The 23,397-nt window shown below is 73.0% G+C and carries 21 protein-coding genes, 5 tRNA genes, 1 pseudogene and 1 riboswitch; of the genes and pseudogenes, 16 read left to right on the plus strand and 11 right to left on the minus strand.

All coding sequences use genetic code 11. The features are described 5' to 3' along the window. The first annotated feature begins 76 nt into the window (after nucleotides 1-76). From AC3CH1_RS15245 to AC3CH1_RS15255, 3 genes are all read left to right on the plus strand, one after another. Nucleotides 77-379 carry a hypothetical protein gene (locus tag AC3CH1_RS15245; RefSeq protein ID WP_488463383.1) on the plus strand — a complete coding sequence of 101 codons (303 nt, stop codon included), beginning with the start codon at nucleotides 77-79 and terminating at the stop codon, nucleotides 377-379. 65 nt (nucleotides 380-444) lie between these two features. Then, nucleotides 445-1,254, plus strand: a complete 810-nt coding sequence (locus AC3CH1_RS15250) for a DsbA family protein (protein WP_488463384.1) — start codon at nucleotides 445-447, stop codon at nucleotides 1,252-1,254. Next, entirely contained in the window at nucleotides 1,251-2,132 is an 882-nt protein-coding gene (locus AC3CH1_RS15255) for a cytochrome c biogenesis CcdA family protein (RefSeq protein WP_488463385.1), read from the plus strand. Before AC3CH1_RS15250 ends, AC3CH1_RS15255 begins: the two co-directional genes overlap by 4 nt. Nucleotides 2,133-2,172: 40 nt before the next feature. On the opposite strand, the gene AC3CH1_RS15260 is transcribed toward AC3CH1_RS15255, so the two are convergent. Then, on the minus strand, nucleotides 2,173-2,763 hold the full coding sequence (locus AC3CH1_RS15260; RefSeq protein ID WP_488463386.1) for a TetR/AcrR family transcriptional regulator: 591 nt from the start codon (nucleotides 2,761-2,763) through the stop codon (nucleotides 2,173-2,175). Between the two features lie 197 nt (nucleotides 2,764-2,960). On the opposite strand from AC3CH1_RS15260, the gene AC3CH1_RS15265 reads away from it, so the two are divergent. Then, a complete protein-coding gene (locus tag AC3CH1_RS15265; RefSeq protein WP_488463387.1) occupies nucleotides 2,961-3,836 on the plus strand; it encodes an NmrA family NAD(P)-binding protein in 876 nt (291 codons plus the stop codon). A 146-nt stretch (nucleotides 3,837-3,982) separates the two neighbouring features. Here AC3CH1_RS15265 and AC3CH1_RS15270 read toward each other — a convergent pair. The 4 genes from AC3CH1_RS15270 to AC3CH1_RS15285 all read right to left on the minus strand — a co-directional run bounded on the left by AC3CH1_RS15270 (nucleotide 3,983) and on the right by AC3CH1_RS15285 (nucleotide 5,990). Beyond that, nucleotides 3,983-4,059: transfer RNA gene (locus AC3CH1_RS15270), tRNA-Phe, on the minus strand. Nucleotides 4,060-4,080: 21 nt separating this feature from the next. After that, nucleotides 4,081-4,155: transfer RNA gene (locus AC3CH1_RS15275), tRNA-Asp, on the minus strand. 38 nt (nucleotides 4,156-4,193) lie between these two features. After that, nucleotides 4,194-4,266 (minus strand) — tRNA-Glu (locus AC3CH1_RS15280). Between the two features lie 80 nt (nucleotides 4,267-4,346). Then, entirely contained in the window at nucleotides 4,347-5,990 is a 1,644-nt protein-coding gene (locus AC3CH1_RS15285; protein ID WP_488463388.1) for a metallophosphoesterase family protein, read from the minus strand. Between the two features lie 112 nt (nucleotides 5,991-6,102). Between AC3CH1_RS15285 and AC3CH1_RS15290 the strand changes: the two genes are divergently transcribed. The 7 genes and pseudogenes from AC3CH1_RS15290 to AC3CH1_RS15320 all read left to right on the plus strand — a co-directional run bounded on the left by AC3CH1_RS15290 (nucleotide 6,103) and on the right by AC3CH1_RS15320 (nucleotide 11,365). Beyond that, nucleotides 6,103-6,453 (plus strand): metallopeptidase family protein, encoded by a 351-nt coding sequence (locus tag AC3CH1_RS15290; protein WP_488463512.1) that lies wholly within the window; start codon nucleotides 6,103-6,105, stop codon nucleotides 6,451-6,453. Further along, nucleotides 6,450-6,887: pseudogene (locus AC3CH1_RS15295) on the plus strand (fluoride efflux transporter FluC); the annotation flags it as partial. The gene AC3CH1_RS15290 and the pseudogene AC3CH1_RS15295, both read left to right, overlap by 4 nt. A 194-nt stretch (nucleotides 6,888-7,081) precedes the next feature. Continuing rightward, nucleotides 7,082-7,456 (plus strand): fluoride efflux transporter FluC, encoded by a 375-nt coding sequence (locus tag AC3CH1_RS15300; protein ID WP_488463389.1) that lies wholly within the window; start codon nucleotides 7,082-7,084, stop codon nucleotides 7,454-7,456. 279 nt (nucleotides 7,457-7,735) lie between these two features. After that, on the plus strand, nucleotides 7,736-8,308 hold the full coding sequence (locus tag AC3CH1_RS15305; protein ID WP_488463390.1) for a hypothetical protein: 573 nt from the start codon (nucleotides 7,736-7,738) through the stop codon (nucleotides 8,306-8,308). A 239-nt stretch (nucleotides 8,309-8,547) separates the two neighbouring features. Continuing rightward, entirely contained in the window at nucleotides 8,548-10,860 is a 2,313-nt protein-coding gene (locus AC3CH1_RS15310; protein WP_488463391.1) for a DEAD/DEAH box helicase, read from the plus strand. Between the two features lie 77 nt (nucleotides 10,861-10,937). After that, nucleotides 10,938-11,186: an FG-GAP repeat domain-containing protein gene (locus AC3CH1_RS15315; RefSeq protein ID WP_488463392.1), complete on the plus strand. Its 249-nt coding sequence runs from the start codon at nucleotides 10,938-10,940 to the stop codon at nucleotides 11,184-11,186. A gap of 105 nt (nucleotides 11,187-11,291) precedes the next feature. Continuing rightward, a tRNA-Lys gene (locus AC3CH1_RS15320) sits at nucleotides 11,292-11,365 on the plus strand. Between the two features lie 114 nt (nucleotides 11,366-11,479). On the opposite strand, the gene AC3CH1_RS15325 is transcribed toward AC3CH1_RS15320, so the two are convergent. From AC3CH1_RS15325 to AC3CH1_RS15335, 3 genes are all read right to left on the minus strand, one after another. Then, nucleotides 11,480-12,211 (minus strand): class F sortase, encoded by a 732-nt coding sequence (locus AC3CH1_RS15325; RefSeq protein ID WP_488463393.1) that lies wholly within the window; start codon nucleotides 12,209-12,211, stop codon nucleotides 11,480-11,482. Nucleotides 12,212-12,385: 174 nt separating this feature from the next. Continuing rightward, a complete protein-coding gene (locus tag AC3CH1_RS15330; RefSeq protein WP_488463394.1) occupies nucleotides 12,386-13,210 on the minus strand; it encodes a GVDTG sorting domain-containing protein in 825 nt (274 codons plus the stop codon). Nucleotides 13,211-13,351: 141 nt separating this feature from the next. Beyond that, on the minus strand, nucleotides 13,352-14,197 hold the full coding sequence (locus tag AC3CH1_RS15335) for a CPBP family intramembrane glutamic endopeptidase (RefSeq protein WP_488463395.1): 846 nt from the start codon (nucleotides 14,195-14,197) through the stop codon (nucleotides 13,352-13,354). Between the two features lie 213 nt (nucleotides 14,198-14,410). On the opposite strand from AC3CH1_RS15335, the gene AC3CH1_RS15340 reads away from it, so the two are divergent. From AC3CH1_RS15340 to AC3CH1_RS15360, 5 genes are all read left to right on the plus strand, one after another. Next, a tRNA-Met gene (locus tag AC3CH1_RS15340) sits at nucleotides 14,411-14,484 on the plus strand. A gap of 108 nt (nucleotides 14,485-14,592) precedes the next feature. Continuing rightward, nucleotides 14,593-15,339: a MerR family transcriptional regulator gene (locus AC3CH1_RS15345; protein WP_488463396.1), complete on the plus strand. Its 747-nt coding sequence runs from the start codon at nucleotides 14,593-14,595 to the stop codon at nucleotides 15,337-15,339. A 141-nt stretch (nucleotides 15,340-15,480) separates the two neighbouring features. Then, entirely contained in the window at nucleotides 15,481-16,701 is a 1,221-nt protein-coding gene (locus AC3CH1_RS15350) for a PP2C family protein-serine/threonine phosphatase (protein ID WP_488463513.1), read from the plus strand. Between the two features lie 265 nt (nucleotides 16,702-16,966). Then, nucleotides 16,967-17,119: riboswitch (cyclic di-AMP (ydaO/yuaA leader) on the plus strand. Nucleotides 17,120-17,130: 11 nt separating this feature from the next. After that, entirely contained in the window at nucleotides 17,131-18,162 is a 1,032-nt protein-coding gene (locus AC3CH1_RS15355) for a M23 family metallopeptidase (protein WP_488463397.1), read from the plus strand. 157 nt (nucleotides 18,163-18,319) lie between these two features. Next, nucleotides 18,320-19,264, plus strand: coding sequence for an aldo/keto reductase (locus AC3CH1_RS15360; RefSeq protein ID WP_488463398.1), 945 nt, complete (start codon nucleotides 18,320-18,322; stop codon nucleotides 19,262-19,264). Nucleotides 19,265-19,354: 90 nt separating this feature from the next. Here the strand turns inward: AC3CH1_RS15360 and AC3CH1_RS15365 are convergent, their stop codons facing one another. From AC3CH1_RS15365 to lhgO, 3 genes are all read right to left on the minus strand, one after another. Beyond that, the gene (locus AC3CH1_RS15365; RefSeq protein ID WP_488463399.1) at nucleotides 19,355-20,848 is read right to left on the minus strand and encodes a PrsW family intramembrane metalloprotease; all 1,494 of its coding nucleotides are present in this window, start codon (nucleotides 20,846-20,848) and stop codon (nucleotides 19,355-19,357) included. 123 nt (nucleotides 20,849-20,971) lie between these two features. Continuing rightward, nucleotides 20,972-21,916, minus strand: a complete 945-nt coding sequence (gene trmB, locus AC3CH1_RS15370; protein ID WP_488463400.1) for a tRNA (guanosine(46)-N7)-methyltransferase TrmB — start codon at nucleotides 21,914-21,916, stop codon at nucleotides 20,972-20,974. Further along, nucleotides 21,909-23,165, minus strand: coding sequence for an L-2-hydroxyglutarate oxidase (gene lhgO, locus AC3CH1_RS15375; protein ID WP_488463401.1), 1,257 nt, complete (start codon nucleotides 23,163-23,165; stop codon nucleotides 21,909-21,911). The genes trmB and lhgO overlap by 8 nt, the downstream gene beginning before the upstream one ends. Nucleotides 23,166-23,397: the final 232 nt, after the last annotated feature.

Below are 23,397 nucleotides of genomic sequence, written 5' to 3' on the forward strand. Positions count from 1 at the left end.
TCCCGTGCCTCCGGCTCCCTCCGCCCCTGCTGCTGCCTCTGCTTCGGCTCCCTCTGCTCCCGTGCCTCCGGCTCCCGTGCCCTCCGCTTCCGCACCGGGGGCCACCGGAGTGCGGGACACGCCGTCCGCCCCGGTGGCCGCCGAGGCCGCCGACGCGGGCACTCCGGTCCCCGGCTGTGGGCAGCTCCGCGACCACGACGGCGAGCCCGCCGTCCCCTCCCGCGTCCGCTCCGCGCACGACCAGGCGCCCGGCCTCGCCCCGTGGGGGCTGCCCGCCGCGACGGGCGCGCTGCCGGCCGAGCCGCCGCCCGGCACCCGGGCCCGCGCCCCGGCGCCGTACACCCCGACCCCCGTAGAACTCTCCGTGCTGCGGGTGTAGGCCGGGCGCCCGCCCGACCCGCGCCCTTCCCTCCCCCTCCCGCACCCACCAGCCCGGAGTGCCGCATGCCCACGCCCAAGAAGCCCGTCTCCACGGGCCAGAAGTCCTCCTCCCGCAAGCCCTTGGTCTACGGCGCCGTGACCGTCGTGGCCGCCGGTCTCCTCGGCTTCGCCTCCTACCGGGCCACCGCCCCCGACGACACCGCCCCGGACACCGCGTCCGCCCCGGCCGCCGAGGTCTCCGCCGACCCGAACGAGGGCGTCTACCCGGAGCTGGCGAAGCTCGCCCGCCGGGACGCCGACGACAAACTGGCCGTCGGCCGCGCCGACGCCCCGGTCGTCCTGATCGAGTACGCCGACTTCAAGTGCGGCTACTGCGGCAAGTTCGCCCGGGACACCGAGCCGAAGCTGATCGAGAAGTACGTGAAGGACGGCACGCTGCGCATCGAGTGGCGCAACTTCCCGATCTTCGGCGAGGAGTCCGAGAACGCCGCGCGCGGCGCCTGGGCCGCCGGGCAGCAGAACCGCTTCTGGGAGTTCCACGGCGCCGCCTACGCCGAAGGGGCGAAGGAGAAGGGCTTCGGCAAGGACCGGGTCGAGGCGCTCGCCGAAGAGGCCGGGGTGAAGGACCTGGACCGGTTCATGAAGGACCTCGACGGTGACGCGGCCCGTGCGGCGGTCAAGAAGGACCAGGAGCAGGCGTACAGCATCGGCGCGACCTCCACCCCGTCGTTCCTGATCAACGGCCGCCCGATCGCGGGAGCCCAGCCGGACCAGACGTTCACGCAGGCCATCGAGGCCGCCGCCGAGCAGGCGAAGGCCACCGGCGAGGACACCGGCAACGCGGGCAACGACGCCGAGGACCCCGCCAAGTGACGGCCGACATCGGCTACTTCGCGGCCTTCCTCGGCGGGCTGCTCGCCCTGGTCAGCCCGTGCAGCGCGCTGCTCCTGCCGGCCTTCTTCGCGTACTCCATCGACTCCACCTCCCGGCTGCTGGCCCGCACCGGCATCTTCTACGCCGGGCTCGCCACGACCCTCGTCCCGCTCGGCGCGGCGGGCAGCTACGCGGGACGGCTGTTCTACGGTCACCGGGACGCGCTCGTCACGGGCGCGGGCTGGCTGATCATCGTGCTCGGCGTCGCGCAGATCGTCGGGCTCGGCTTCGCGTCCCGGCGGATCGCGGCCCTCAGCGGCCGGATCCGCCCCACCACGGCGTTCTCCGTCTACGCCCTGGGCGCGGTCTACGGCCTGGCCGGATTCTGCGCGGGCCCGATCCTCGGCAGCGTCCTGACCGTCGCGGCGGTCAGCGGCAGCCCGGTCTACGGCGGGCTGCTGCTGGCGGTCTACGCGCTCGGGATGGCCGTACCGCTCTTCCTGCTCGCCCTGCTCTGGGAGCGCTTCGACCTCGGCCGCCGGGCCTGGCTGCGCGGCCGTGCCGTCCGGCTCGGCCGGTTCGAGCTGCAAACCACGTCGTTGCTGTCGGGGCTGTTCTTCATCGGACTCGGCGTGCTGTTCCTCGTGTACGACGGGACGACCGCGCTGCCAGGTCTGCTGGGGGTCGACGCGTCGTTCGAGGTCGAGCAGTGGGCGCGGAACCTGGGCGAACAGGTGCCGGACGGGGTGCTGCTGGGCGCAGTGGTGCTGGTGGTGCTGCTGGTCCTGGGCGCCCGGACCCTGCGCCGGCGCGGTGCGGACGTACCGACGGAGACGACGGAGACGACGGAGGAGACCGAGAGGACCGAGAAGGTGTGACACGGCGAAGGCCCCGCCCACCGCCCCCCGTCGGGGAACTTCAGGAAGGCGAGGAGCCCAGGACTCTGGCAGTGAAGTTGGCCAACTGCGCCCGCATCCTCTCGCGTGACCCGCACTCACGTCCGGCCAGATGCTCGACAAGGTCGGCTCGGACGGCTGCGAGCAGGGCGTGAGCGGTGAAATCGTCGTCGGTCAGGCCGGGGATCTGCCCCAGCATGGCGGCCAGCAGGCCGTGCCAGCGTTCGTAATGATCGGCCTGGTACGGGCTGCTGCTGCTCCCGCCTTCCTCCAGGGCCAGCATGAGGGGGCGGTTGTCGAGTTTGAAGCACAGGAGGGTGTCGAGCAGGGCGGGTACGCGCTGCTGCGGCGGAGTCGCGGGGCCCAAGGGCGGCGGTCCGGCTTCGACGGCCTCCCTGACTGGTTCCAGCCGTGCTGCGTACAGCGCGCGCAGCAGTCCGGGGCGGTCGCCGAAGGCCCGGAAGAGCGTGCCCTTGCCGACGCCGGCCGCCGCTGCGATGGCGGCCAGGGTGACGCCTTCCGGGCTCTCGCAGCGGGCGAAGAGAGCGTCGGCGGCCGCCAGGACGGCGTGTCGGTTGCGGGCGGCGTCCTTGCGGGGTTTGCGCTCGGGCATGCCGCACCTCCCGTTGCAAAGCGGACCGTGGGTCCGTATCGTCAAAGCGGACCTGCGGTCCACATTCTCTTGGGACGGAGGATACCCACGTCCGCATCGTGGCCCGCCCCGACCTCTCCGGCGGATCGCTACCGCCACAGCTCGTCGTCCCCCCTCGCCGTCCTCGAACCCGGCGCCGATTCCATCAGGAGCAGCCGATGACAGCCATCAGCATGACCTCGGACACCGGCACCACCTCGGACACCGGCACCACGTTGGTCATCGGTGCCACCGGCACCACCGGCAGCCGCGTCACGGCGAGACTGTCGGCCTCCGGACACCGCGTCAGAGCTGCCGGCCGTCGCGCCGCCGACGTCCCCGGCGCGGAGTCCGTCGCCTTCGACTGGTACGAACCCGCCACCCATGCCGCCGCCCTCGACGGAACCGACCGCGTCTACCTGATACCGCCCGTGGGCGACGCCGACCCGGCGGCGGTCATGGTGCCCTTCCTCCGGCGGGCCCGCGCCGCCGGCGTGCGGCGTGCGGTGCTCCTCGGCTCCTCGGCCATCCCCGAGGGCGGTCCGGCGGTGGGAACCGTGCACCGGGCCCTGCCCGGTCTGTTCGAACAGTGGGCGGTGCTGAGGCCCTCGTGGTTCATGCAGAACTTCACCGGCACGCACGCGCACGCCGTGAGCATCCGCGAAGAAGGCGCCATCTGGACCGCGGCCGGGAGCGGCCGGGTCGGCTTCGTCGACGTCGAGGACATCGCGGCCGTCGCCGTCCATGCCCTGACCGACGAGCACGCCCCCAACACCGATCTCGTCCTCACCGGGCCGGAGGCGCTCAGCCACGACGACATCGCCGCCGCCATCACCCGGGTCACCGGCCGGCCCGTGGACCACCGCCGCCTGTCCTACGAGCAGATGCGCGACCGCCTCGCGGCGCACGTGCCGCCGGAGTTCGCCGCGCTGCTGGCGGGCATGGACCGTGCCATCGCCGAAGGGGCCGAGGACCGCGTCACCGACACCGTCCAGCGCCTCACGGGGCGGCCCCCGCGCGCATTCCACGCTCTCCTCGAACGAGAGGCGGAATGAAGCGGCTGGGCAGGGGTGTCAGCTCCGCCGCCTGCGCGCCGCCAGGCCGACAGGGCCTGGACCGGGGTCTCGTCGTCGGCGACGTCCCGACTCTCCCCAGCACATGAGAAGCGCCTCGGACGAGACTTCCGTCCGAGGCGCTTCTGTGGTGGCTGGGGCCGGGATCGAACCGGCGACCTATCGCTTTTCAGGCGATCGCTCGTACCAACTGAGCTACCCAGCCACGCAGCCGCTGGGGCTGCAGCGGTCCTGACGGGATTTGAACCCGCGGCCTCCACCTTGACAGGGTGGCGAGCACTCCAAACTGCTCCACAGGACCAAGCAATGTGCGAGACAAGTCTCGCACACGGTGAAACGTGCCCCCAACGGGATTCGAACCCGTGCTACCGCCTTGAAAGGGCGGCGTCCTGGGCCACTAGACGATGAGGGCTATTGGCCCGCCTGTTCGCTTCGCAGCGCGTCGGGGACGTGAGAAGCATATGGGATGGGTGGAGCTATCGCCAAAACGGTTTACGGCGAGGGGGCGGGGCGCGCCGGGGAGCGGGTGGCGGAGGGCGAGGAGGGCGGCGACGGGGTGGGGGAGAGGGGGGCGTCCTTCTTCAGGTTCTCCTCCGGAAGATGGCGGCTGACCTCGGCGGTCGTCAGTCCGAGACCGCCCAGCGTGATCTCGTCCCAGGCCTGGAGCCGGCGGGTCGAGCGGTCCATGTAGAGCACCGAGGCGTGCACTTTCTCCGGCTTGTCGTTCTGCACGGCGCGCAGCCCGCCGCCGCCCGTGGAGCCCTCCACCTTCAGCCGCGTTCCGAACTTCAGCTGCTCGTTGATCCGACGGTGGAGGTGGCCCGACAGCACCAGCGGGACCGTGCCGTCGGTCTCCCGGGCGGTGTTCGGGTCGTGGGCGACGGCGATGTCGACCGGGGTGCCCGCGCGTTCCTGGTCGCGCAGCGCGGAGGCCAGCCGCGCCCCTTCGAGCTGCGCGGCCTCCTTGCCGCCGACCGGGGCGGTCCGGTCCGGGGTGAAGGAGGCGTCGCCGGTGCCGGCGATCCGCAGGCCGCCGACGTTCACCGCGTCGCCGTCGTCCAGGACGCTCACGTTCTTGAACTTCTCCAGATAGGCCTGGGTGATGGGCGAGTCGTGGTTGCCGCGCACCCAGACGTAGGGCGCGCCGAGGTCGCGGATCGGGTCGAGGAAGCCGTTCTCGGGGGCGGAGCCGTGGTCCATCGTGTCGCCCGAGTCGACGATGACGTCGATCTCGTACTGCTCCACGAGCGAGGCGATGATGTGCCAGGCCGCCGGGTTGAGGTGGATGTCGGAGACGTGCAGGACCCGGATCGTGCCCGGGTCGGGCTGGTAGACGGGGAGCGTGGAGGTCGCGTCGTACAGCTTGGTGACGTTGGTGACCAGGCGGGCCAGTTCCTGCTGGTAGATGTCGAACTCGGTGACGATGGAGCGGGCGTCGCCGACCAGGGACGGGGCGCTGGAGAGCAGCCCGGAGAACTTCGGCTCCAGGACGGACTTCGGGTTCCAGGTGGCGTACGCGCTGACACCGGACGCCGCCAGCAGGGTGAGGGCGAGCCCGCCGGCGGCCAGGGCGCGGCGGGGGCGGCGGTAGACGACGAGACCGAGCGCGGTCGCGCCGGAGACGACGGCGACACAGGAGCGTACGGCCAGCTCCCGGGTGCCAGCGGCGACGTCCCGGGTGACCTCGTCCTGGAGGCCGGCGAACCGTTCCGGCTGGTCGACGAAGGCCTGGGAGCGTTCGGGGTCGAGGCGGTCCACGTCCACGTCGAGCCGGAGCGGCGCGCTGTGCGAGTCCAGCTCCAGGGCGCCGAGGGGGGACACGTTGATCTTGCTGCCGCCGGTCAGGGAGGGACGCAGCGTCATGTTGGTGTCCATGGGGCCGACCGGAGTACGGATGGAGCCCACGGCGAGCAGTCCCAGCCACGCCCCCAGCACGACGACGGCGAACATGCCGAGGGCGCGGAGGTACGGGTGGCGGGCGGGGCCCGTCAGGTCGCCGGAGGCCGCCGCGCCGGTGCCGGCGGGGGTACGGGGCCGGGGGTCGGCGGTGTCGCGGCCCCGGGACTTCGGGCCGGCGAGCTGGCTGAGGCGGTGCCGGACGCGGTCGGCTGCGGCACGGAACGGGACGCGGACCATTGGGCCCGTATGCCCCGGTACGGCCTCCGCCATGCCGGGCGGCCCGCCCGGTCATGAGTCCGGTTCGGCCGCCGTCTGCCCGCACCCCGCCCCCGTACGGGACAATGGCCGGGTGCTGGAGATGACGCGCGAACAGTTCGAGGAGCTGGTGAGCCAGGCTCTGGACCGGATCCCGCCGGAGCTGACACGGCTGATGGACAACGTGGCGGTGTTCGTCGAGGACGAACCGGAGCCCGGCGACCCCGATCTGCTCGGGCTCTACGAGGGCACCCCCCTCACCGACCGGGGCGAGTGGTACGCCGGGGTGCTGCCGGACCGGATCACCATCTACCGGGGGCCGACGCTGCGGATGTGCGAGTCGCGGGAGGACGTCGTCGCGGAGACCGAGATCACCGTGGTCCACGAGATCGCCCACCACTTCGGCATCGACGACGAGCGGCTGCACGCCCTGGGCTACGGGTGAGCGAGCGGGCCCCGCGGGAGCTGCCCGAGCCCGGCCCGCCCGCCGCCCCGCACGGCCGCGCGCCGGCGGCGGTCGCGGCCGGCGGCGCGCTCGGCGCGCTCGCCCGCTACGGGGCCCTGGTGCTGTGGCCCGGCGCGGGCGGCTTCCCGTGGACGGTGTTCGCCGTCAACGTGAGCGGCTGCGCCCTGATCGGCGTCCTGATGGTGCTGACCGTCGAGCGGGGCCGGGTGACCCACCCCCTGGTGCGGCCCTTCCTCGGCGTCGGCGTGCTCGGCGGCTTCACGACCTTCTCGACGTACGCGGCCGGCGTCTCGGACCTCCTCGTGCGTCAGGAGGCCCTGACCGCCCTGGCGTACGCGGCGGCGACGGCGGTGGCCGCGCTCGGGGCGGTGTGGGCGGCGGCCGCGGGGACGAGGACCTGGCTGGACCGGGGTCCTTGGGGTCCCCGGGGACCCCGAGGGCCTCGGGGTCTGCGGGGCCCTCGGGGTCTGCGGGGCCCTCGGGGTCTGTGGGGCCCTCGGGCTCTGCGGGGCCCTCGGGCTCTGCGGGGCTCCACTGGCTTCCGGGGCTCTCGGGGTTCCCAGGGTTCCCGGGGTTCCCGCGGCTTCCGGCGCGAGGGGCGGGCCGCGTGAACTGGCTGCTGGTGGCGGTCGGCGGGGCGGTGGGCGCGCCGCTGCGCTATCTGACGGACCGCGCGGTGCAGGCGCACCAGGGGCCGGGCGTCCCGTACGTCTTCCCGTGGGGCACCTTCACCGTGAACACGGCGGGCAGTCTGCTGCTCGGGCTGCTGACCGGCGCCGCGGTCTCCTCCCCGGCGCACGCCCTGCTGGCGACGGGTCTGTGCGGGGCGCTGACGACGTACTCGACGTTCTCGTACGAGACCCTCCGCCTGGCCGAGACGGGCCGGGCCTTCCTGGCCGCGGCCCATGTCCTGGCATCGCTGCTGGCGGGCCTGGGCGCGGTGTTCCTGGGGGCGGAGCTGATGGGTGGGTTCGGGCGGTAGCGCGGGGGCCGGGCGCGGTGCCGGGCGTCGTGTCCGGGGCCGTTGGGCGGTCGTCGCCCGGGCTCGTCCGGCGGGTGCCGGGCGCGGTGCTCCGGGGCCGCTTCGCCGGTCGTCGCGCGGGCGGGTGGCGTTTCGGGCGTGTCTCCGGCGGGGTCGGGGGAGTTGGGCACGGTGCGACGCCGTACCGCTCGCTCCTGTTCCCGCTCCGCCCCGGCGTCGGGCTCTCCGCTACCGCCCTGCGCCCCGCTCTTCGCCCCCCTCGCCCCGGAGGTGCCACTCGTGCGCCAGTTGTCCGCCCCCGTCCGCTGGGCAGCCGTCACCGCGCTGACGATCGCCGCGTCCACCGGCTGTATGAGCGTCGGCGAGGACGGTGCCGGGGCGCCCGGGCCCTCACGGTCCGCCGGCCCGAAGGGCTCCACCCCCGATCCGGCCGGGGACACGGTTCCCGGCTCCGGACGGACCGGAGGGCGGGTCGGGGGCGCCCATCCCCACTCGGACCGGGCCGCTCCCGGGGGCAGCCCGAGCCCGGACGCCTCCGCTGCCGTGCCGTCGGTCACCCCCGAGGATCCGCGACCCGAACCGGCCGCGCCCGGGCCCACCCGGGGCGGCCCCCCGCCCTCGCCGACGCCCTCGGCACCGGGGCCGGGGGAGCCGCCGCCGACCACCCCGGAGCCGCCGTCCTCGCCGACGCCGGACCCGGACCCGGAGCCCGAGCCGGAGCCCACCGATCCAACGGAGCCGGCGCCCTCGGCCTCGCCCGCCGCGCAGCTGCGGGCCCATGCGATGAGTGGACCGGAGGCAGCCCGGCCGCTGCGGACCCCGGAGGCATCGCCGCAGGTGGGACCGGTCTAGCCGGGGGTTTTCGGGGGCTGGTTTGCGCAATGTGGGTGAGAGTGCGTATGGTTATAGATCGTTTGATCCCATTGCCCGGCGCCGACACAGAAGAGCGCCGTGTGGCGCGTACTCTCCCTTGCCGTGGCTGGACCGCATTGAGGCGGTCGAAATTGCGAATCACGGAGTTATGGGCGCGTGCCGAGACTCCGGAAGGTTTCGCATTTCGCATGTCAATTTCCAGTTCTGACCGCACCGTCATGCCCGAGAACGTCGACAACGCCGAGCTCATCGAGCTCGTCGAGGCCGCTGTGACCGAGGCCCCCGCCGGCGCGACCGCCCCGGCCGCCGAGAAGACCGTCGTCGCCGAGAAGTCCGTCGCGGACTTCATCACCGACGTGACCGCCGACACGCAGGCCGACGCCCCCGCCGAGGAGATCGCCGCTCCCGCGGCCGAGATCGCGGACTCCGCCGAGGAGATCGCCGACGAGGCCGACGCCGAGCCGACCATCACCTTCGGCGACCTGGGTCTGCCCGAGGGCATCGTCCGCAAGCTCGCGCAGAACGGTGTGACCGCCCCCTTCCCGATCCAGGCGGCGACCATCCCGGACGCCCTGGCCGGCAAGGACATCCTCGGCCGCGGCCGTACGGGCTCCGGCAAGACGCTCTCCTTCGGTCTGCCGCTGCTGGCCTCGCTCTCCGGTGGCACCACCGAGAAGAAGAAGCCGCGCGGCATCATCCTCACCCCGACCCGTGAGCTCGCGATGCAGGTCGCGGACGCGCTGCAGCCGTACGGCGACGTGCTCGGCCTCAAGATGAAGGTCGTCTGCGGCGGTACGTCGATGGGCAACCAGATCTACGCGCTGGAGCGCGGTGTCGATGTCCTCGTCGCCACCCCGGGCCGGCTGCGCGACATCATCAACCGCGGCGCCTGCTCCCTGGCGAACGTCCAGGTCGCCGTCCTCGACGAGGCCGACCAGATGTCCGACCTGGGCTTCCTGCCCGAGGTCACCGAGCTGCTCGACCAGATCCCCGGTGGGGGTCAGCGGATGCTCTTCTCCGCCACCATGGAGAACGAGATCGGCACGCTGGTCAAGCGCTACCTCTCCAACCCGGTGACGCACGAGGTCGACAGCGCCCAGGGCAACGTCACGACCATGTCGCACCACGTCCTCGTCGTGAAGCCGAAGGACAAGGCGCCGGTCACGGCCGCCATCGCCGCCCGCAAGGGCCGCACGATCATCTTCGTCCGCACCCAGCTGGGCGCCGACCGCATCGCCGAGCAGCTCATCGAGTCCGGCGTGAAGGCCGACGCGCTGCACGGCGGCATGACCCAGGGCGCCCGTACGCGGGTCCTGGAGGACTTCAAGAAGGGTTACGTCAACGCGCTCGTCGCGACCGACGTCGCCGCCCGCGGTATCCACGTCGACGGCATCGACCTGGTCCTGAACGTGGACCCGGCCGGTGACCACAAGGACTACCTGCACCGCTCGGGCCGCACCGCCCGCGCCGGCAAGTCCGGTGTCGTCGTCTCGCTGGCGCTTCCGCACCAGCGCCGCCAGATCTTCCGCCTGATGGAGGACGCGGGCGTCGACGCCTCGCGCCACATCGTCCAGGGCGCGGGCGTCTTCGAGCCCGAGGTCGCCGAGATCACCGGCGCCCGCTCGCTCACCGAGGTCCAGGCCGACTCCGCGAACAACGCCGCCAAGCAGGCCGAGCGCGAGGCCGCCGACCTGACGAAGCAGCTGGAGCGCGTCCAGCGCCGCGCCGTCGAGCTGCGCGAGGAGGCCGACCGCCTGGTCGCCCGCGCCGCGCGCGAGCGGGGCGACGACCCCGAGGCCGCGGTGGCCGAGGCCGCCGCCGAGGCCGAGGCCGCCCTCGAGGCAGCCGTCTCCGTGCCGGAGCAGCCAGCCGCCCGCGACGAGCGGGGCAACTACGAGCGCCGCGACAACCGCGGTGGCGACCGTGGCGGCTACCGCGGCGGCAACGACCGTCGTGACGAGCGCCCGTCGGGTGGTTTCCGTTCCGGTGGCAGCAGCGACCGTCGCGATGACCGTGGTGGCCGTTCGTTCGAGCGTCGGGACAACGACCGTCCGGCGTTCAACCGTGACCGTCGTGACGAGCGCCCGTCGGGTGGTTTCCGTTCCGGTGGCAGCAGCGACCGTCGCGATGACCGTGGTGGCCGTTCGTTCGAGCGTCGGGACAACGACCGTCCGGCGTTCAACCGTGACCGTCGTGACGAGCGCCCGTCGGGTGGTTTCCGTTCCGGTGGCAGCAGCGACCGTCGGGACGACCGTGGTGGCCGTTCGTTCGAGCGTCGGGACAACGACCGTCCGGCGTTCAACCGTGACCGTCGTGACGAGCGCCCCTCCGGTGGCTTCCGCCCCGGCGGCAGCGACCGCCCGTTCAACCGTGACCGTCGTGACGACCGCCCCTCGGGCGGCTTCCGCTCCGGCGGCGGCAGCGACCGCCCCACCGGCCGTCGTGACGACCACCGCGGCGCCAACACCGGCACCAACACCGGTTCCTTCGGCCGCCGCGACGACAAGCCGCGCTGGAAGCGCAACGGCTGACCCCCGCCCGGCCGACAACCGGCCGAGCAGGTCCGCCTGACAGACCGGCAGGGCCCGTACGCCACCGAACCGACTCGGTGACGTACGGGCCCTGTTGCTGTCCTGAGGCCCGGGCGGGCAAGCTCAAGGCGGGTGTCCTGATCGGAACGGGCTGGAAGGGCCTCACGGTCGTCGGCGCCGGGGACCTGACGGGCGACGGCCTCGAGGACGTCCTGACGCGCGACTCCTCCGGGGTGCTGTGGCGGTACGAGGGCAGGGGCGACGGCCTGTTCGCCCCCCGCGAGAAGCTCAGTCCCGGCTGGCAGGGCTACCTCTCGCTGTTCTAGGGCGTGCCGGGCCCCGGCGTCCGGCGACGCCGTGCCAGGACGCGAATGGGATACCGCCTCGGCCGCCGGGCCGGGGGCGGCTATGCTCGTGGAGTGATCTCCCAGGGGCCGTTAGCTCAATTGGTCAGAGCAGCGGACTTTTAATCCGTTGGTTGTGGGTTCGAGTCCCACACGGCCTACCGGTCACAGGGCGAGGAGACCCTCCGCCCGACGCGAACGCCCCCGGCCTGCCGCAGCAGGCCGGGGGCGCTTCGCTGTGCACGGGCTCTCGCGTACCTCCCGGCCCGAGTGTCTCAAGCGCGGCTGCCGGTGAGGGTGGCGTAGACGACGACGTTGTCGGCGTAGCGGCTGTCCGCCTCGGAGTAGTCGCCGCCGCAGGTGATCAGACGGAGCCCGGCGTGGTCGAGGTTGCGGTAGACCTCCACCGTCGGGAACGCGTCCTTGGGATACACGGCGGTCCGGTCGACGGTGAACTCGGCCGTGCGGCCGTCCGCGCGACGGACGGCGATGCGGTCGCCGGGGTCGAGCGTGGCGAGCTCGAAGAAGACCGCCGGTGCGCCGTCCCAGGTCACATGGCCCGCGATCACCGCCGGACCCATGGCCCCGGGCGTCGGGCCGGGCGTGTACCAGCCGGCCTTGTCCGGGTCGCGCGGGGTGTCCATCGCCCGGTGCTCACCGAGTCCCAGGTCCTCCAGCGTGGAGTCGACCTTCAGGGAGGGGATCGTGATCCCGACGGGCCGCGAGGAGGGCAGGGCGGCTACGGGCCGTCCGTTCCGGTTTGCGCTCCCGATGCCCTTCTCCGGTGGCGCGGACGTCCCCGCGTGGGGCGGGGACGTCCGGCCGGCCGGGGTCCCGGAGCTTCCCTTGTCCGCCGCCGGGGGAGGGGCGGACTGCTGGCGGCCGGTTCCCAGGGCCAGCAGCAGCCCGCCGATCAGGAGCAGGGCCGCGACGGCGGCGGTGAGCACGAAGGTCCGCCGCTGTCCTGGGGGTGGTGCGGGCCCGTCGCCCAGGTCCGTCGCGTTCATCGGGGTCACCTCTTCCTGGTCGCTGGCGCTGCGGAGCCCGGTCGGGGCGGGGTGGGGCGGCGGGCGGACGCGGCGCCGCGTGTCGTCCGGGCCGGACCGGTCAGGTGTCGTGCCGGGTGTCGTCCGGGCCTGACCGGTCAGGTGTCGTGCCGGGCGTCGGCCGGGCCGGACGGGTCAGGCGTCGTGCCGGACGTCGGCCGTACGGGTCCGGCGGCGTACGGCGAACAGTCCGCCGGCCGCGAGCACGGCGGCGCCGCCCGCAGCCAGGAGCCCCGGCGACTGGACGCCCTCCGTGCCGCCGCCACCGGTCTCGACGCCGCCGGCCGGCATGGAGCCGACGGCCGCGCCCTTGACCATGCCGCAGTTGGCAGGAGCGGTGGCCTCCTGGGGGAGCTTCGGGTCGAGCTCGCTCTTGCCCGCTCCGAAGTCGTACGTCCCGTCGTCGTTGCGGTCGATGCCGTGCTGCACGACGTGCAGGTCCTTGAGGTGGTCCGCCACGTCCTGCGGGACGGTGATCGTGCGAAAGTAGGTCAGCTTGCCGTCCTTGTCCGCGACGGGCATCCGGTCGACCGCGAGGCCGCTCTTCTTGGACGTATCGCCCTTCGTCGTCAGCGAGATGTTGATGTCCCCGTACATCGGCAGGCCCTCGGCGGTGGTGACGATGCCGTCGCCGTCCTTGTCCGCGCTCTTGTCCGGGCAGCGGAAGTCGTGGCCGTCGGTGGAGCCGTGGATGTGCTGGGCGTGCGGCTGACCGGGGACCAGCCCCTGTGCGTCGATCTTCACGGTCAGCTGGTCGCCCTCCAGGCTGACCAGGGCGGCGCCACTGGCGCCGGAGTCGTTCAGCTGCTCCAGGTCGATCTGGTACGTGTCACCCTCGGCCGCCTTCGTGGTGCCGTCGGGGTGCCCCTCGTGAGCCAGGGCGGGCCCGGCCACCCCGAGGGTGAGTGCTGCGGGCAGGACGAGCAGTGCGGCGAGGCGAGTTGTACGGCGGGCTATCACGAAGACGCATCCCCTTCCGGAAGTTCCGGCGCGGGCCGGAACGACGTTCGGTCGCTGATGTCGTCTATTCGGAGCCGTGACCCGGGTCGGATTGGCCCGAGCACGACAAACATCTGCCGTCTCCGCCCGCCGCGGGGGCGGTCAGGCGGGGGCCGCCGCCTCGGGCTCGATGGAGCGACGCCTGACGAGCAGCACGACGATCAGGACCACCTGGAGGACAATGATCAGGGCCATGCCCAGGGAGGCTTGGGGCTCCTCGCCGACGAGGTTGGAGAAGAGACTGGTGTCCCACAGCCCGTGGACGAGCATCGGCAGCAGGATGACGCCGCCGGCCCTGAGGCACAGGTAGAAGAAGTAGCCCGACGTGGAGACGATGAGGGCCTGGAGGATGGCCTGCGCCCCCGCCCCGAAGGCGTTGCTGAGGTGGACGAGGCCGAAGACGAGCGAGGAGAAGAGGGCGACCTTGCCCTCGGTGAGCCCGGCCCGGCGGAAGACCTGCACGCCGATGCCCCGGAACATGAGCTCCTCGCCCACGCCGACGAACAGGCCCAGCAGGAGCAGGGAAACCACCAGGGAGGCGCTCTGGTCGCCGAGGTGACCGTAGTTCAGGCCGAGCAGGGCGACGGCCAGCATGGAGACCGGTACCCAGCGCACCCAGCGGCGAACGGGTGCGCGGTAGCGCAGCACCTCGCCCCACCAGCCGAGCCAGGTCACGACGGCGGCGGCGAACACGATCGACGCCCCGATCGGGATCAGCGCGTTGCGCACGAGGGATTCCGTGGTGGGGAAGGCGCTGTCGGAGGAGCTGGTGTCCACGCCGGTCAGGAATCCGAGGCCCTGGATGATGCCCGCGTACACGGCGACGATCACCAGGAACCACGGCCATGCCAGCCTTCGCCCCGGCCGGCCGTCCCGTATCGCGTTCGTCCCGGCCGTCCCGTACCCCGTCCGTCCCGTCCGTTCCGTCCCGGCCGTCCCGTCCTGCACCACGTCACCCTTTTCTCCGATGGCGAGAGCACTCCCGCCGCTCCGCCTGCCCCAGCCACCCGATCGGGTGCGGGCTTACGCAAAGATCCCATGCGGAACAGGGCAAAAGCCATGGAGGATCCCCGAGGGTGGAGCCCCGGACCCCGGCCCGGCGGAGCTCCGCCGTAATTGGTCGAGGGCGCGCCGGGAATGCCGTAGAGTTGTGTTTACCGACGCGGGGTGGAGCAGCTCGGTAGCTCGCTGGGCTCATAACCCAGAGGTCGCAGGTTCAAATCCTGTCCCCGCTACTGAAGGCCCGGGCCCGGCACGCACAGCGTGCCGGGCCCGAGTCGTTTCCTGGCGCCGTGATGGTGCGGCTTGACCTTGACGCAGCGTAAAGATCTAGCGTTTCCGGCATGGAGTGGTCCATTCAGGAAATCGCCCGACAGGCCGGCACCACGAGCCGCACGCTCCGGCACTACGGAGATCTCGGTCTCCTCACGCCGAGCCGGATCGGGAGCAACGGCTACCGCTACTACGACCAGGACGCCCTCGTCCGGCTGCAGCGCGTCCTGCTGCTCCGGGAGCTCGGTCTTTCTCTGCCCGCCATCAAGGACGTGCTCGTGGGGCAGCGGGACACGGCGGTGGCGCTGCGGGCGCATCTGCGGCTGCTCGAACAGGAGCAGGCGCGCATCGGGCGGCAGATCGCTTCGGTGCGGACCACTCTCCACAAGACGCAGGAGGGGATGGAACTCATGGCCGATGAAGTGTTCGACGGCTTCGACCACACCGCCCACGAGCAGGAGGTCACCGAGCGCTGGGGCCGGGACGCGTACGAGGAGGGCGACCGCTGGTGGCGTTCGCTCGGGGACGAGCGGAAGAAGGCGTTCCAGGACGAGCACGAGGCCATCGCGCGCGCCTGGGGGCGGGCCGGGGAGGCGGGGCTCGCCGCCGACGGGGCCGAGGCGCAGGACCTCGCGCGGCGGCACTGCGCCTGGCTGTCCTCGGCCAGGGCGCCCAGCCGTTCGTACGTGATCGGGCTCGGCGAGATGTATGTCGCCGACCCCCGCTTCGGAAAGAACTACGATCGCTACGGGGACGGCACCGCCGCCTTCGTACGGGACGCACTGACGGTATACGCGGAACACCGGCTCTCCGACTGACCACGGAAGGCCGGACCTCCGCCCGCCTTCCCCCTATTCGGCCGATGCGCAGTAGCCGCTCGGCGCGGCTCCGGGAAGCCTGGGCGGGGCGCGGTACCGTCCGCAGCCGTGGGTGGACCGGGCAGGAGTGCACAGGTGGGGATGGCCGACGAACGGCGTAGTGCCACGGCGGGGAGTTTCGACGCCGTGGGCCGGGTGGTGTTCGGGTCCCGGGAGGGCCAGCTGACGTCCGACGGGCGGCGCACCGGGCGGGTCGTCCGGCTGCTGCCCGCTCTGTTGATCCTCGGCGGGCTGGTGTTCGACTCGCTGGCTCCGCCCAACTTCACGGCGGTCCCCCTGTTCGTCGCGGCCCCGCTGGTCGCCGCGCCGTTCTTCTCGAAGTCGCGGACCGTCCGTACGGGGATCGCCGCGGTCCTCTCCGTCATCGCGATGCGGCTCTCCGACGGGACGACCACCCAGGTGGTCCCGGTCATCGAGATGCTCACCGTGCTCACGGCCTCGGTGCTGGCCCTGGTCATCAACGGCGTCGTGCGGCGCGGCAACGAGCAGCTGGCGTCGGCCCGGGTCATCGCGGAGACCGCCATGCGGGCCGTGCTGCCGACCCCGGCCGAGCGGATCGGCGGACTCCAGGTGGCCGCGCGGTACGAGGCGGCGCAGGCGGACGAGTTCGTGGGCGGCGACCTGTTCGCCGTCGCGGACACCCCGTACGGCGTGCGTGTGGTCGTCGGCGACGTACGCGGCAAGGGGCTGGACGCCGTCGAGGCGGTGGCGGTGATCATCGGGGCGTTCCGCGAGGCGGCCGAGCAGGAGCGTTCGCTGGAGGGTGTCGCGCAGCGGCTGGAGCGGGCGCTGGCCCGGGAGGGGACCCGGCGGTACGGGCTGGACGCGATGGAGGGGTTCATCACCGCCGTGCTCGCCGAGATCCCGCCCGGTGCGGCCTCGTTGCGCATCGTCAACCGCGGTCACCCCGAGCCGATCCTGCTGCACGCCGACGGCGCCCTGGAGGTGCTGGCGCCCTCGGTGCCCGCCATGCCGCTGGGGATGGACCTGGGGGTGTGGCCGGACCGGTCCGACGAGTGGGCGATGCCCGCCGGGGCGACGCTCCTCGCCTTCACGGACGGCCTGTCCGAGGCGCGGGACCCGAACGGGGTCTTCTACGATCCGGCGGCCCGGCTGCGCGGCCGGATCTTCCCCGGCCCGGAGGAGCTGTTGTCGGCGCTGACGGACGACGTACGGCTGCACACCGGCGGGCGGACCACGGACGACATGGCGCTCATCGCGGTCGGCCGGCCGGCGGAGGGGCAGCCCGTGCGCCGGACGACGGTGAAGATCGTGGGCCGGGGCGATGACGCCGGGCGATGACGCTGGGCGATGAAGCTGGACGAAGCCGCCGGGCGTTGACACGGTGCGTAATCGAAAGACACCGCTCCGCATAACATTTGACACACCGTCAGAAAAAGTGATGTGGCTGAGCGGTGGTCAAGTCGCCCGATTGCGCCCGGTTGCCACCCGTACATCCCTGCCCTGTTCGTTAATGATCAACAGGAACAGCTTGGAATAGGGCCCGTCCGTCTATTAACGTTCGATAACGCAGCGCGGTCGTCACAGCCGTCGTCAGAGACGGCGCCGCGCGCGAGCGCCGAATTCCGCAAGGGAACCGGGGAACCACCTACATGGGGTGAATCGGACGCCTGCGTCTCGTGAGAGACGGAGGGGCCCGTAGGAGACCTTCCTGCTCCGAACCCGTCAGCTAACCCGGTAGGCGAGAAGGAAGGAAAGGAGTGCGCCCACGTGGCGTCCAACAAGCCTGCCCCTGAGGCCCCGTCACCCTTCAGTGCCGACACCTTCGGTGGCGAGGAGCGCACCTGGGAGGAATGGAACCCCACCGCGGAGTCCATCCGTCCCGTGCGCGGCAAGCACCGCGTGGCCAAGCAGCGTGGTCTCGCCCGTAGCTCCACCGTCCTCGGGGTCGGCGTCATAGCGGCTGTCGGTGCCGGCGGCATGGCCACCGCGCAGGACAAGGCGCCGGTCTCCATCTCTCTTCCCGATTCCATCGTGGACAACCTCCCCGACGCCAAGTCCCTTCCCGGCGTCGGGTCTTTGATGTCCGACGAGGCGGCGCCCGCCCCGGTCGCCGCCTCCGCGCCGCTCACCACCGCCGGCCTCACCACCGCCGAGGCCGAGCAGGGCACCGACGCGGGCGAGGCGCTGCGCGCCCGGATCCTCCAGCAGGCCGAACAGCAGCAGGCCAGCGCCGACGCCGAGGCCAGGGCAGCCGCCGAGAAGGCAGCGGCCGAGAGCGCCGCCGCCGAGGCCAAGAAGCAGCAGGACGAGGCCGAGGCCGAGGCCGCCGCGAAGAAGAAGGCGGCGAAGGAAGCGGCGGAGAAGAAGAAGGAGGCCGAGCGGCTCGCGAAGCTCGCCGCCAGCTTCTCCCTCCCCACCTTCTCGTACACGATCACCTCGACCTACGGTCAGTCCGGCGCGCTCTGGTCCTCGGGCCAGCACACCGGTCTCGACTTCGCCGGGTCGGCCGGCGCACCGCTCAAGGCCGTGCACAGCGGCACGATCACCTCGGCCGGCTACTCCGGCTCGTACGGCTACCGCACGGTCCTCGAACTCGAGGACGGCACGGAGGTCTGGTACGCCCACCAGTCCTCGATCGAGGTCTCCGTCGGCCAGAAGGTCACCACCGGCCAGACCATCGGCCGCATGGGCGACAGCGGCAACGTCACCGGCGTCCACCTCCACCTGGAGGTCCGCACCGCAGGCGGTTCCGCGATGGACCCGATGGCCTGGCTCAGCAGCAAGGGCCTGAACGTCTGACCACCCGGCCCCGCGGCTGACGCCCTTCGTCGCCGCCCCCCAACCCCGGCAGCCCTGACGCACACCCCCCGACGTCAGGGCTGCCGGTCTGTCCGGGGACGGTACGGTCCGGCGGGCGACGGAATACCGTCCCCGCCCCGGCCCGTTGAACCTCCACATGACTTCCCAGCGCACTCTCGGCACCTCCGACCTCCAGGTCTTCCCCCTCGCCCTCGGCGGCAACGTCTTCGGCTGGACGGCGGACGAGGACCAGTCCTTCGCCGTCCTGGACGCGTACGTCGCGGCCGGCGGCAACTTCATCGACACCGCCGACGCGTACTCCGCCTGGGTCGAGGGCAACGAGGGCGGTGAGTCGGAGACCGTCATCGGCAAGTGGCTCGCCTCCCGCTCCAACCGGTCCGACATCGTCGTCGCCACCAAGGTCGGCGCCCACCCCGACCACCGGGGCCTCTCCGCCGGCACCGTCAAGGGCGCGGCCGAGGCATCGCTGCGCCGCCTCGGCACCGACCACATCGACCTCTACTACACGCACTTCGACGACGAGACCGTCCCGGTCGAGGAGATCATCACCGCCCTCGACCAACTGGTGAAGGACGGCAAGGTGCGGCACATCGCCGCTTCCAACATCAGCCCCGAGCGCCTGCGGGCCTCCCTCGACTTCTCCGAGCGCGAGGGCCTCGCCCGGTACGTCGCGCTCCAGCCGCACTACAACCTGGTCTCCCGCGACACCTACGAGGGCGACCTCCAGGACACCGCGGCCCGCGCCGGCCTCGCCGCCGTCCCGTACTACGCGCTCGCCTCCGGCTTCCTCACCGGCAAGTACCGCCCCGGCACGGCCGTGGAGAGCGCCCGCTCCGCGACGGCGGGCGGCCACCTGGAGTCGGAGCAGGGCCGCAGGGTGCTGGCCGCCCTCGACCGGGTCGCCGGGGAACGGGAGGCCGAGATCGCCACGGTCGCCCTCGCCTGGCTCGCCGCACAGCCGACCGTCGCCGCCCCGATCGCCTCCGCCCGTACGGTCGAGCAGCTCCCCGCCCTCGTCGCGGTCGCCGACCTGCGGCTGACCGACGGCGAACTCGCCCTGCTCACCGAGGCGTCGGCCTGACGGAGCCGGACGGAGCCGGAGGCCACCGCCGGACGCCCCGGAGGCCGCCGTTCGCGGAGGCCGAAGCCGTGGTGGTGACTGCGGCTCCGGCTACGTCGGCGGGCGGCGGTGGCTGGGTGGTGCGCTGCCGTACGGCTGGGGCGGCGGGTAGGCGGCGGGGCCGTATCCCGGTGTGTGCCCGTGCGCCTGCCCGTATCCAGGCGTCTGCCCGGGGCTGTACCCGTACCCGTACCCGTTTCCGCTTCCGTACGGCGTCGGCGTGAGGTGGCCGCGGTGGGCGCCCGGGCGGGCCGTCAGGAGGGCCGCGTGGGTGAGGGCCGGGGCCGCGAACTCCCGGCGCTGCCAGAGGTGGTGCAGCAACTCCCGCTCCCGCGCGCCGAAGTCCGGGCCCACCGCGCCGTGGCGGGCCCGGCGGCGCAGCCCCGCCAGGGAGGTCGCGAACGACTCGTACTCCGCGACCGCGCGGGCCGCCGCCCGGCCCCGCGTCCGGTCCGGCTGCCAGTGACGGGCCAGGTCACGGGCCATGCCCCGGGCCCGCATGGAGGAGAGCGCCGACGGCTCGGCGGGGGTGAGCCAGCCGGCCGCCGCATAGGCGGGCAGCTCGGCCGCGAGGGCCCGCAGCTCCCGCTGGCGCGACCAGACCGCCAGCCAGGTCACCAGGCCGAACGCCGGGACCATGACGATCCCGTACACCGCGTAGAAGCCGTACGGGCCGAAGGCCGACGAACCGTTCCACAGGGCGTGCAGGCCCATCGCCAGGAGCAGTCCCAGCACCGGCAGGGCGAGCCGGCGGACCCGGTGGCGGCGGGCGCTGACGGCCGCGAAGCCGAAGCCGAGGCCGGTGAGGACCGTGAACAGGGGGTGCGCGAACGGCGACATCACGATCCGCACGAAGAACGTCCCGGCCGTCACCGAGGCGAACCCGGAGCTGCCCAGCTGCTGGTCCTCACCGAAGGCGTTGCCCAGATAGAGGATGTTCTCGGTGAACGCGAAACCCGTCGCGGTGAAGCCGGCGACGACGACGCCGTCCACCACCCCGCTGAACTCCCGTCTGCGGAACAGGAAGATCAGCAGCACGGCCGCCGCCTTCGCGCTCTCCTCGACCACGGGGGCGATCACCGTCGCCCCCAGGGTGTCGGCGCTCGCCGGATCGGCCGTCGCGGTGGCTATCCAGCGCGTCGCGAACGAGTTGGCGATGATCGCGACGAGCGCGGCGGCGCACGCGCCCCAGGCGAAGGAGAAGATCAGATTCCGCCAGGGGCCCGGCTCGACCCGGTCCAGCCAGCGGAACGCCGCCATCAGCAGCGGGACCGGCAGCACCGCCAGACCGAGACCGACCAGGAACCCCTCCGGGCCGGTCTGTTCGCGGACGAGGGCGAGGATCACCAGACCGCACAGCACGAGCGCCACGATCACGGCCCCGGCGCGGAACACCTTGCTGCGCCACACCATGCCGACGCGGCGCGGCCGATAGCGCGCTCGGCCGCGCTCCGGCGCGGCGCCCAGGACCTCGTCGAGCCGCTGCTCATGGAGGACCGGGACGGCGGGGCGCGCCTGCTGATGCTGCACGGAGGGGTCGGACACCTCTCGACCCTAACGAGGAGCACCGACACCCGGCGACGGCGCATCCGGCCAGGACGTGGCCGCACACGGTCTGTCAGACGCGGGCGAACAGGAGGTCCAGACGCGGGCGAACAGCAGGTCGTGTCAGACGCGGGTGAACAGCAGGTCGTGGACGACGTGCCCCTTGTCCAGACCCTGTCCCTCGAAGCGGGTGAGCGGCCGGAACGCGGGGCGCGGGGCGTATCCGCCGTCGGCCGCGGTGTTCGCGAAGCGGGGGTGCGCGGTGAGCACCTCCAGCATCTGCTCGGCGTACGGCTCCCAGTCGGTGGCGCAGTGGACGATGGCGCCGGGCTTCAGCACCGGGGCCACCAGGTCCAGGAACTCGGGCTGGATCAGGCGCCGCTTGTGGTGCCGGGCCTTGGGCCAGGGGTCGGGGAAGTAGACCCGCAGGCCGTCGAGCGACTCGGGGGCCAGCATCTCGCGCAGCAGGATGACCGCGTCGCCGTTGGCCACCCGTACGTTGGACGAGCCGGCCTTGTCCGCGAGGCCCAGCAGATTGCCCTGGCCGGGGGTGTGGACGTCGACCGCGAGGATGCCGGTGCCCGGGTCGTCGGCCGCCATCTGCGCGGTGGCCTCGCCCATGCCGAAGCCGATCTCCAGGACGACGGGCAGACCGTCGAACATGTCGGCCAGGTCCAGGACGCGCTGCCCGTCGATGTCCAGGCCCCACTTCGGCCACAGCCGCTCCAGGGCGTCCTGCTGGCCGGTCGTGACGCGGCTGCGGCGCGGCTGGAAGCTGCGGATCCGGCGCTCGTGGTGGGAACCGGCGGGGTCGGCGGCGGGACCGCCGGGGAAGCGGGGCTCCTGGCGCAGCCGACGCGCGCGCTCGAAGGAGGCGGCCCGCAGCGCGGCGGCTTCGTCGGCCGTGACATCGGTCGCGGCGTCGGCGAGCGCGTCGGCCGCGGTGGAGCCGGCTGCGGTGGAGCCGGCCCGCGTGGGGTCGGTCGGCACGGTGCCGGCGGGCGCCGTGTCGGGCGCGTCGTCGTCGGGCGCGTCGGCGGGGGCGGGGTTCAAGGGCTGCTCAGACACAATGACCGGATTCTACGGCGGGCGGCTTCCACCCCGATCCCTGAGCCCGGCGCAGGGCGAGCCGTGCCACCTCCCGGCCGATGGGCAGGCACGCCGTCGCGGCGGGCGACGGGGCGTTGAGCACATGCACGGTGTGCGGGGCCTCGCGGATCAGGAAGTCGTCGACCAGCGTGCCGTCCTTCAGCACCGCCTGGGCGCGGACCCCGGCGGGCGACGGGCGCAGGTCGTCCTCGGTGACGGCGGGCAGCAGCCGCTGGACGGCCCGGGTGAAGGCGGACCGGGACAGCGAGCGGTGCACCTCGCCCGCCCCGTACCGCCAGTGTCTGCGGGCGATGTGCCAGGTGCCGGGCCAGCTCAGCGTGGACAGCAGTTCGGCGGGGCGGACCCGGGGCCAGGTGTATCCCTCACGGGACAGGGCGGGGACCGCGTTCGGCCCGACGTGGACGGAGCCGTCGAAGCCCCGGGTGAGGTGGACGCCGAGGAAGGGGAACGCCGGGTCCGGCACCGGGTAGACCAGGCCGCGCACCAGTTCGGGGCGGGCCAGCGCGTAGTACTCGCCGCGGAACGGCACGATCCGCACCCCAGGGTCGTCCCCGGCGAGAGCGGCCACCCGGTCGCTGTGGAGGCCCGCGCAGTTGACCAGCACCCTGGCCCGGACGACCGTGCCGTCCGCCGTGCGCACCGCGACGCCCCAGGGGCGCCGGTCTATCGCGGTGACCTCCGCGCCGTACCGCACGATGGAGCCGGCGGCGGTGACCTCGGCGGCGAAGCGGCGGGCGACGGCCGGGAAGTCGCAGACGCCCGTCGTGCCGACCCGGATCGCCGCGAGTCCCCGGACCTCCGGCTCGTACTCCGCGATCTGGGCGGGGCCCAGCTCCCGCACGGGCAGTCCGTGCTCGCGGCCGCGCTGCACCAGGCCGTGCAGCCGGGGCAGCTCGGAGCGCTCGGTGGCGACGATCAGCTTGCCGGTGGTGGCGTGGGCGATGGAGTGCTCGGCGCAGAAGTCCGCCAGCTCGGCGGAGCCGCGCAGCGCGTACCGGGCCTTGAGTGAACCGGGGCGGTAGTAGATGCCGCTGTGGATAACACCGCTGTTGCGGCCGGTCTGGTGGCGGGCGGGGCCGCGCTCCTTCTCCAGGACCGTCACTCTGGTGCCCGGCGCGGACCGCAGCAGCGCGTACGCGGTCGACAGACCGACGATCCCGCCGCCGATCACCAGCACATCGCAGTCGTACGCCGCGTGCGTCATCATCACGCCACCTCCCACCCCGATAGTGCACTGACCCACTGACAACCGGCTCAAACCCCGGCCGGGCAGGGCGTGGCGCACACTCCGCCCGGCGGGCCCCGGGAGCGGGTCCCGCCGGGCGGCCTCCGTCGCCCGGCTCAGCGCAGCTCAACCCAGGCCGGCCCGGCCCGGCGGCTCGGCCCGGCCCGGCGGCTCGGCCCGGCCCGGCGGCTCGGCCCGGCCCGGCGGCTCCGCC

Source organism: Streptomyces sp. MGP-P1, from assembly GCF_057766565.1.

What these genes read in the sequence shown, in the direction of transcription:
- AC3CH1_RS15250 (WP_488463384.1), top strand. Translation starts at nt 445, where the DNA reads ATGCCCACGCCCAAGAAGCCCGTCTCCACGGGCCAGAAGTCCTCCTCC.
- AC3CH1_RS15260 (WP_488463386.1), bottom strand. Translation starts at nt 2,763, where the DNA reads ATGCCCGAGCGCAAACCCCGCAAGGACGCCGCCCGCAACCGACACGCC.
- AC3CH1_RS15265 (WP_488463387.1), top strand. Translation starts at nt 2,961, where the DNA reads ATGACAGCCATCAGCATGACCTCGGACACCGGCACCACCTCGGACACC.
- AC3CH1_RS15285 (WP_488463388.1), bottom strand. Translation starts at nt 5,990, where the DNA reads ATGGTCCGCGTCCCGTTCCGTGCCGCAGCCGACCGCGTCCGGCACCGC.
- AC3CH1_RS15310 (WP_488463391.1), top strand. Translation starts at nt 8,548, where the DNA reads ATGCCCGAGAACGTCGACAACGCCGAGCTCATCGAGCTCGTCGAGGCC.
- AC3CH1_RS15325 (WP_488463393.1), bottom strand. Translation starts at nt 12,211, where the DNA reads ATGAACGCGACGGACCTGGGCGACGGGCCCGCACCACCCCCAGGACAG.
- AC3CH1_RS15345 (WP_488463396.1), top strand. Translation starts at nt 14,593, where the DNA reads ATGGAGTGGTCCATTCAGGAAATCGCCCGACAGGCCGGCACCACGAGC.
- AC3CH1_RS15350 (WP_488463513.1), top strand. Translation starts at nt 15,481, where the DNA reads ATGGCCGACGAACGGCGTAGTGCCACGGCGGGGAGTTTCGACGCCGTG.
- AC3CH1_RS15360 (WP_488463398.1), top strand. Translation starts at nt 18,320, where the DNA reads ATGACTTCCCAGCGCACTCTCGGCACCTCCGACCTCCAGGTCTTCCCC.
- lhgO (WP_488463401.1), bottom strand. Translation starts at nt 23,165, where the DNA reads ATGATGACGCACGCGGCGTACGACTGCGATGTGCTGGTGATCGGCGGC.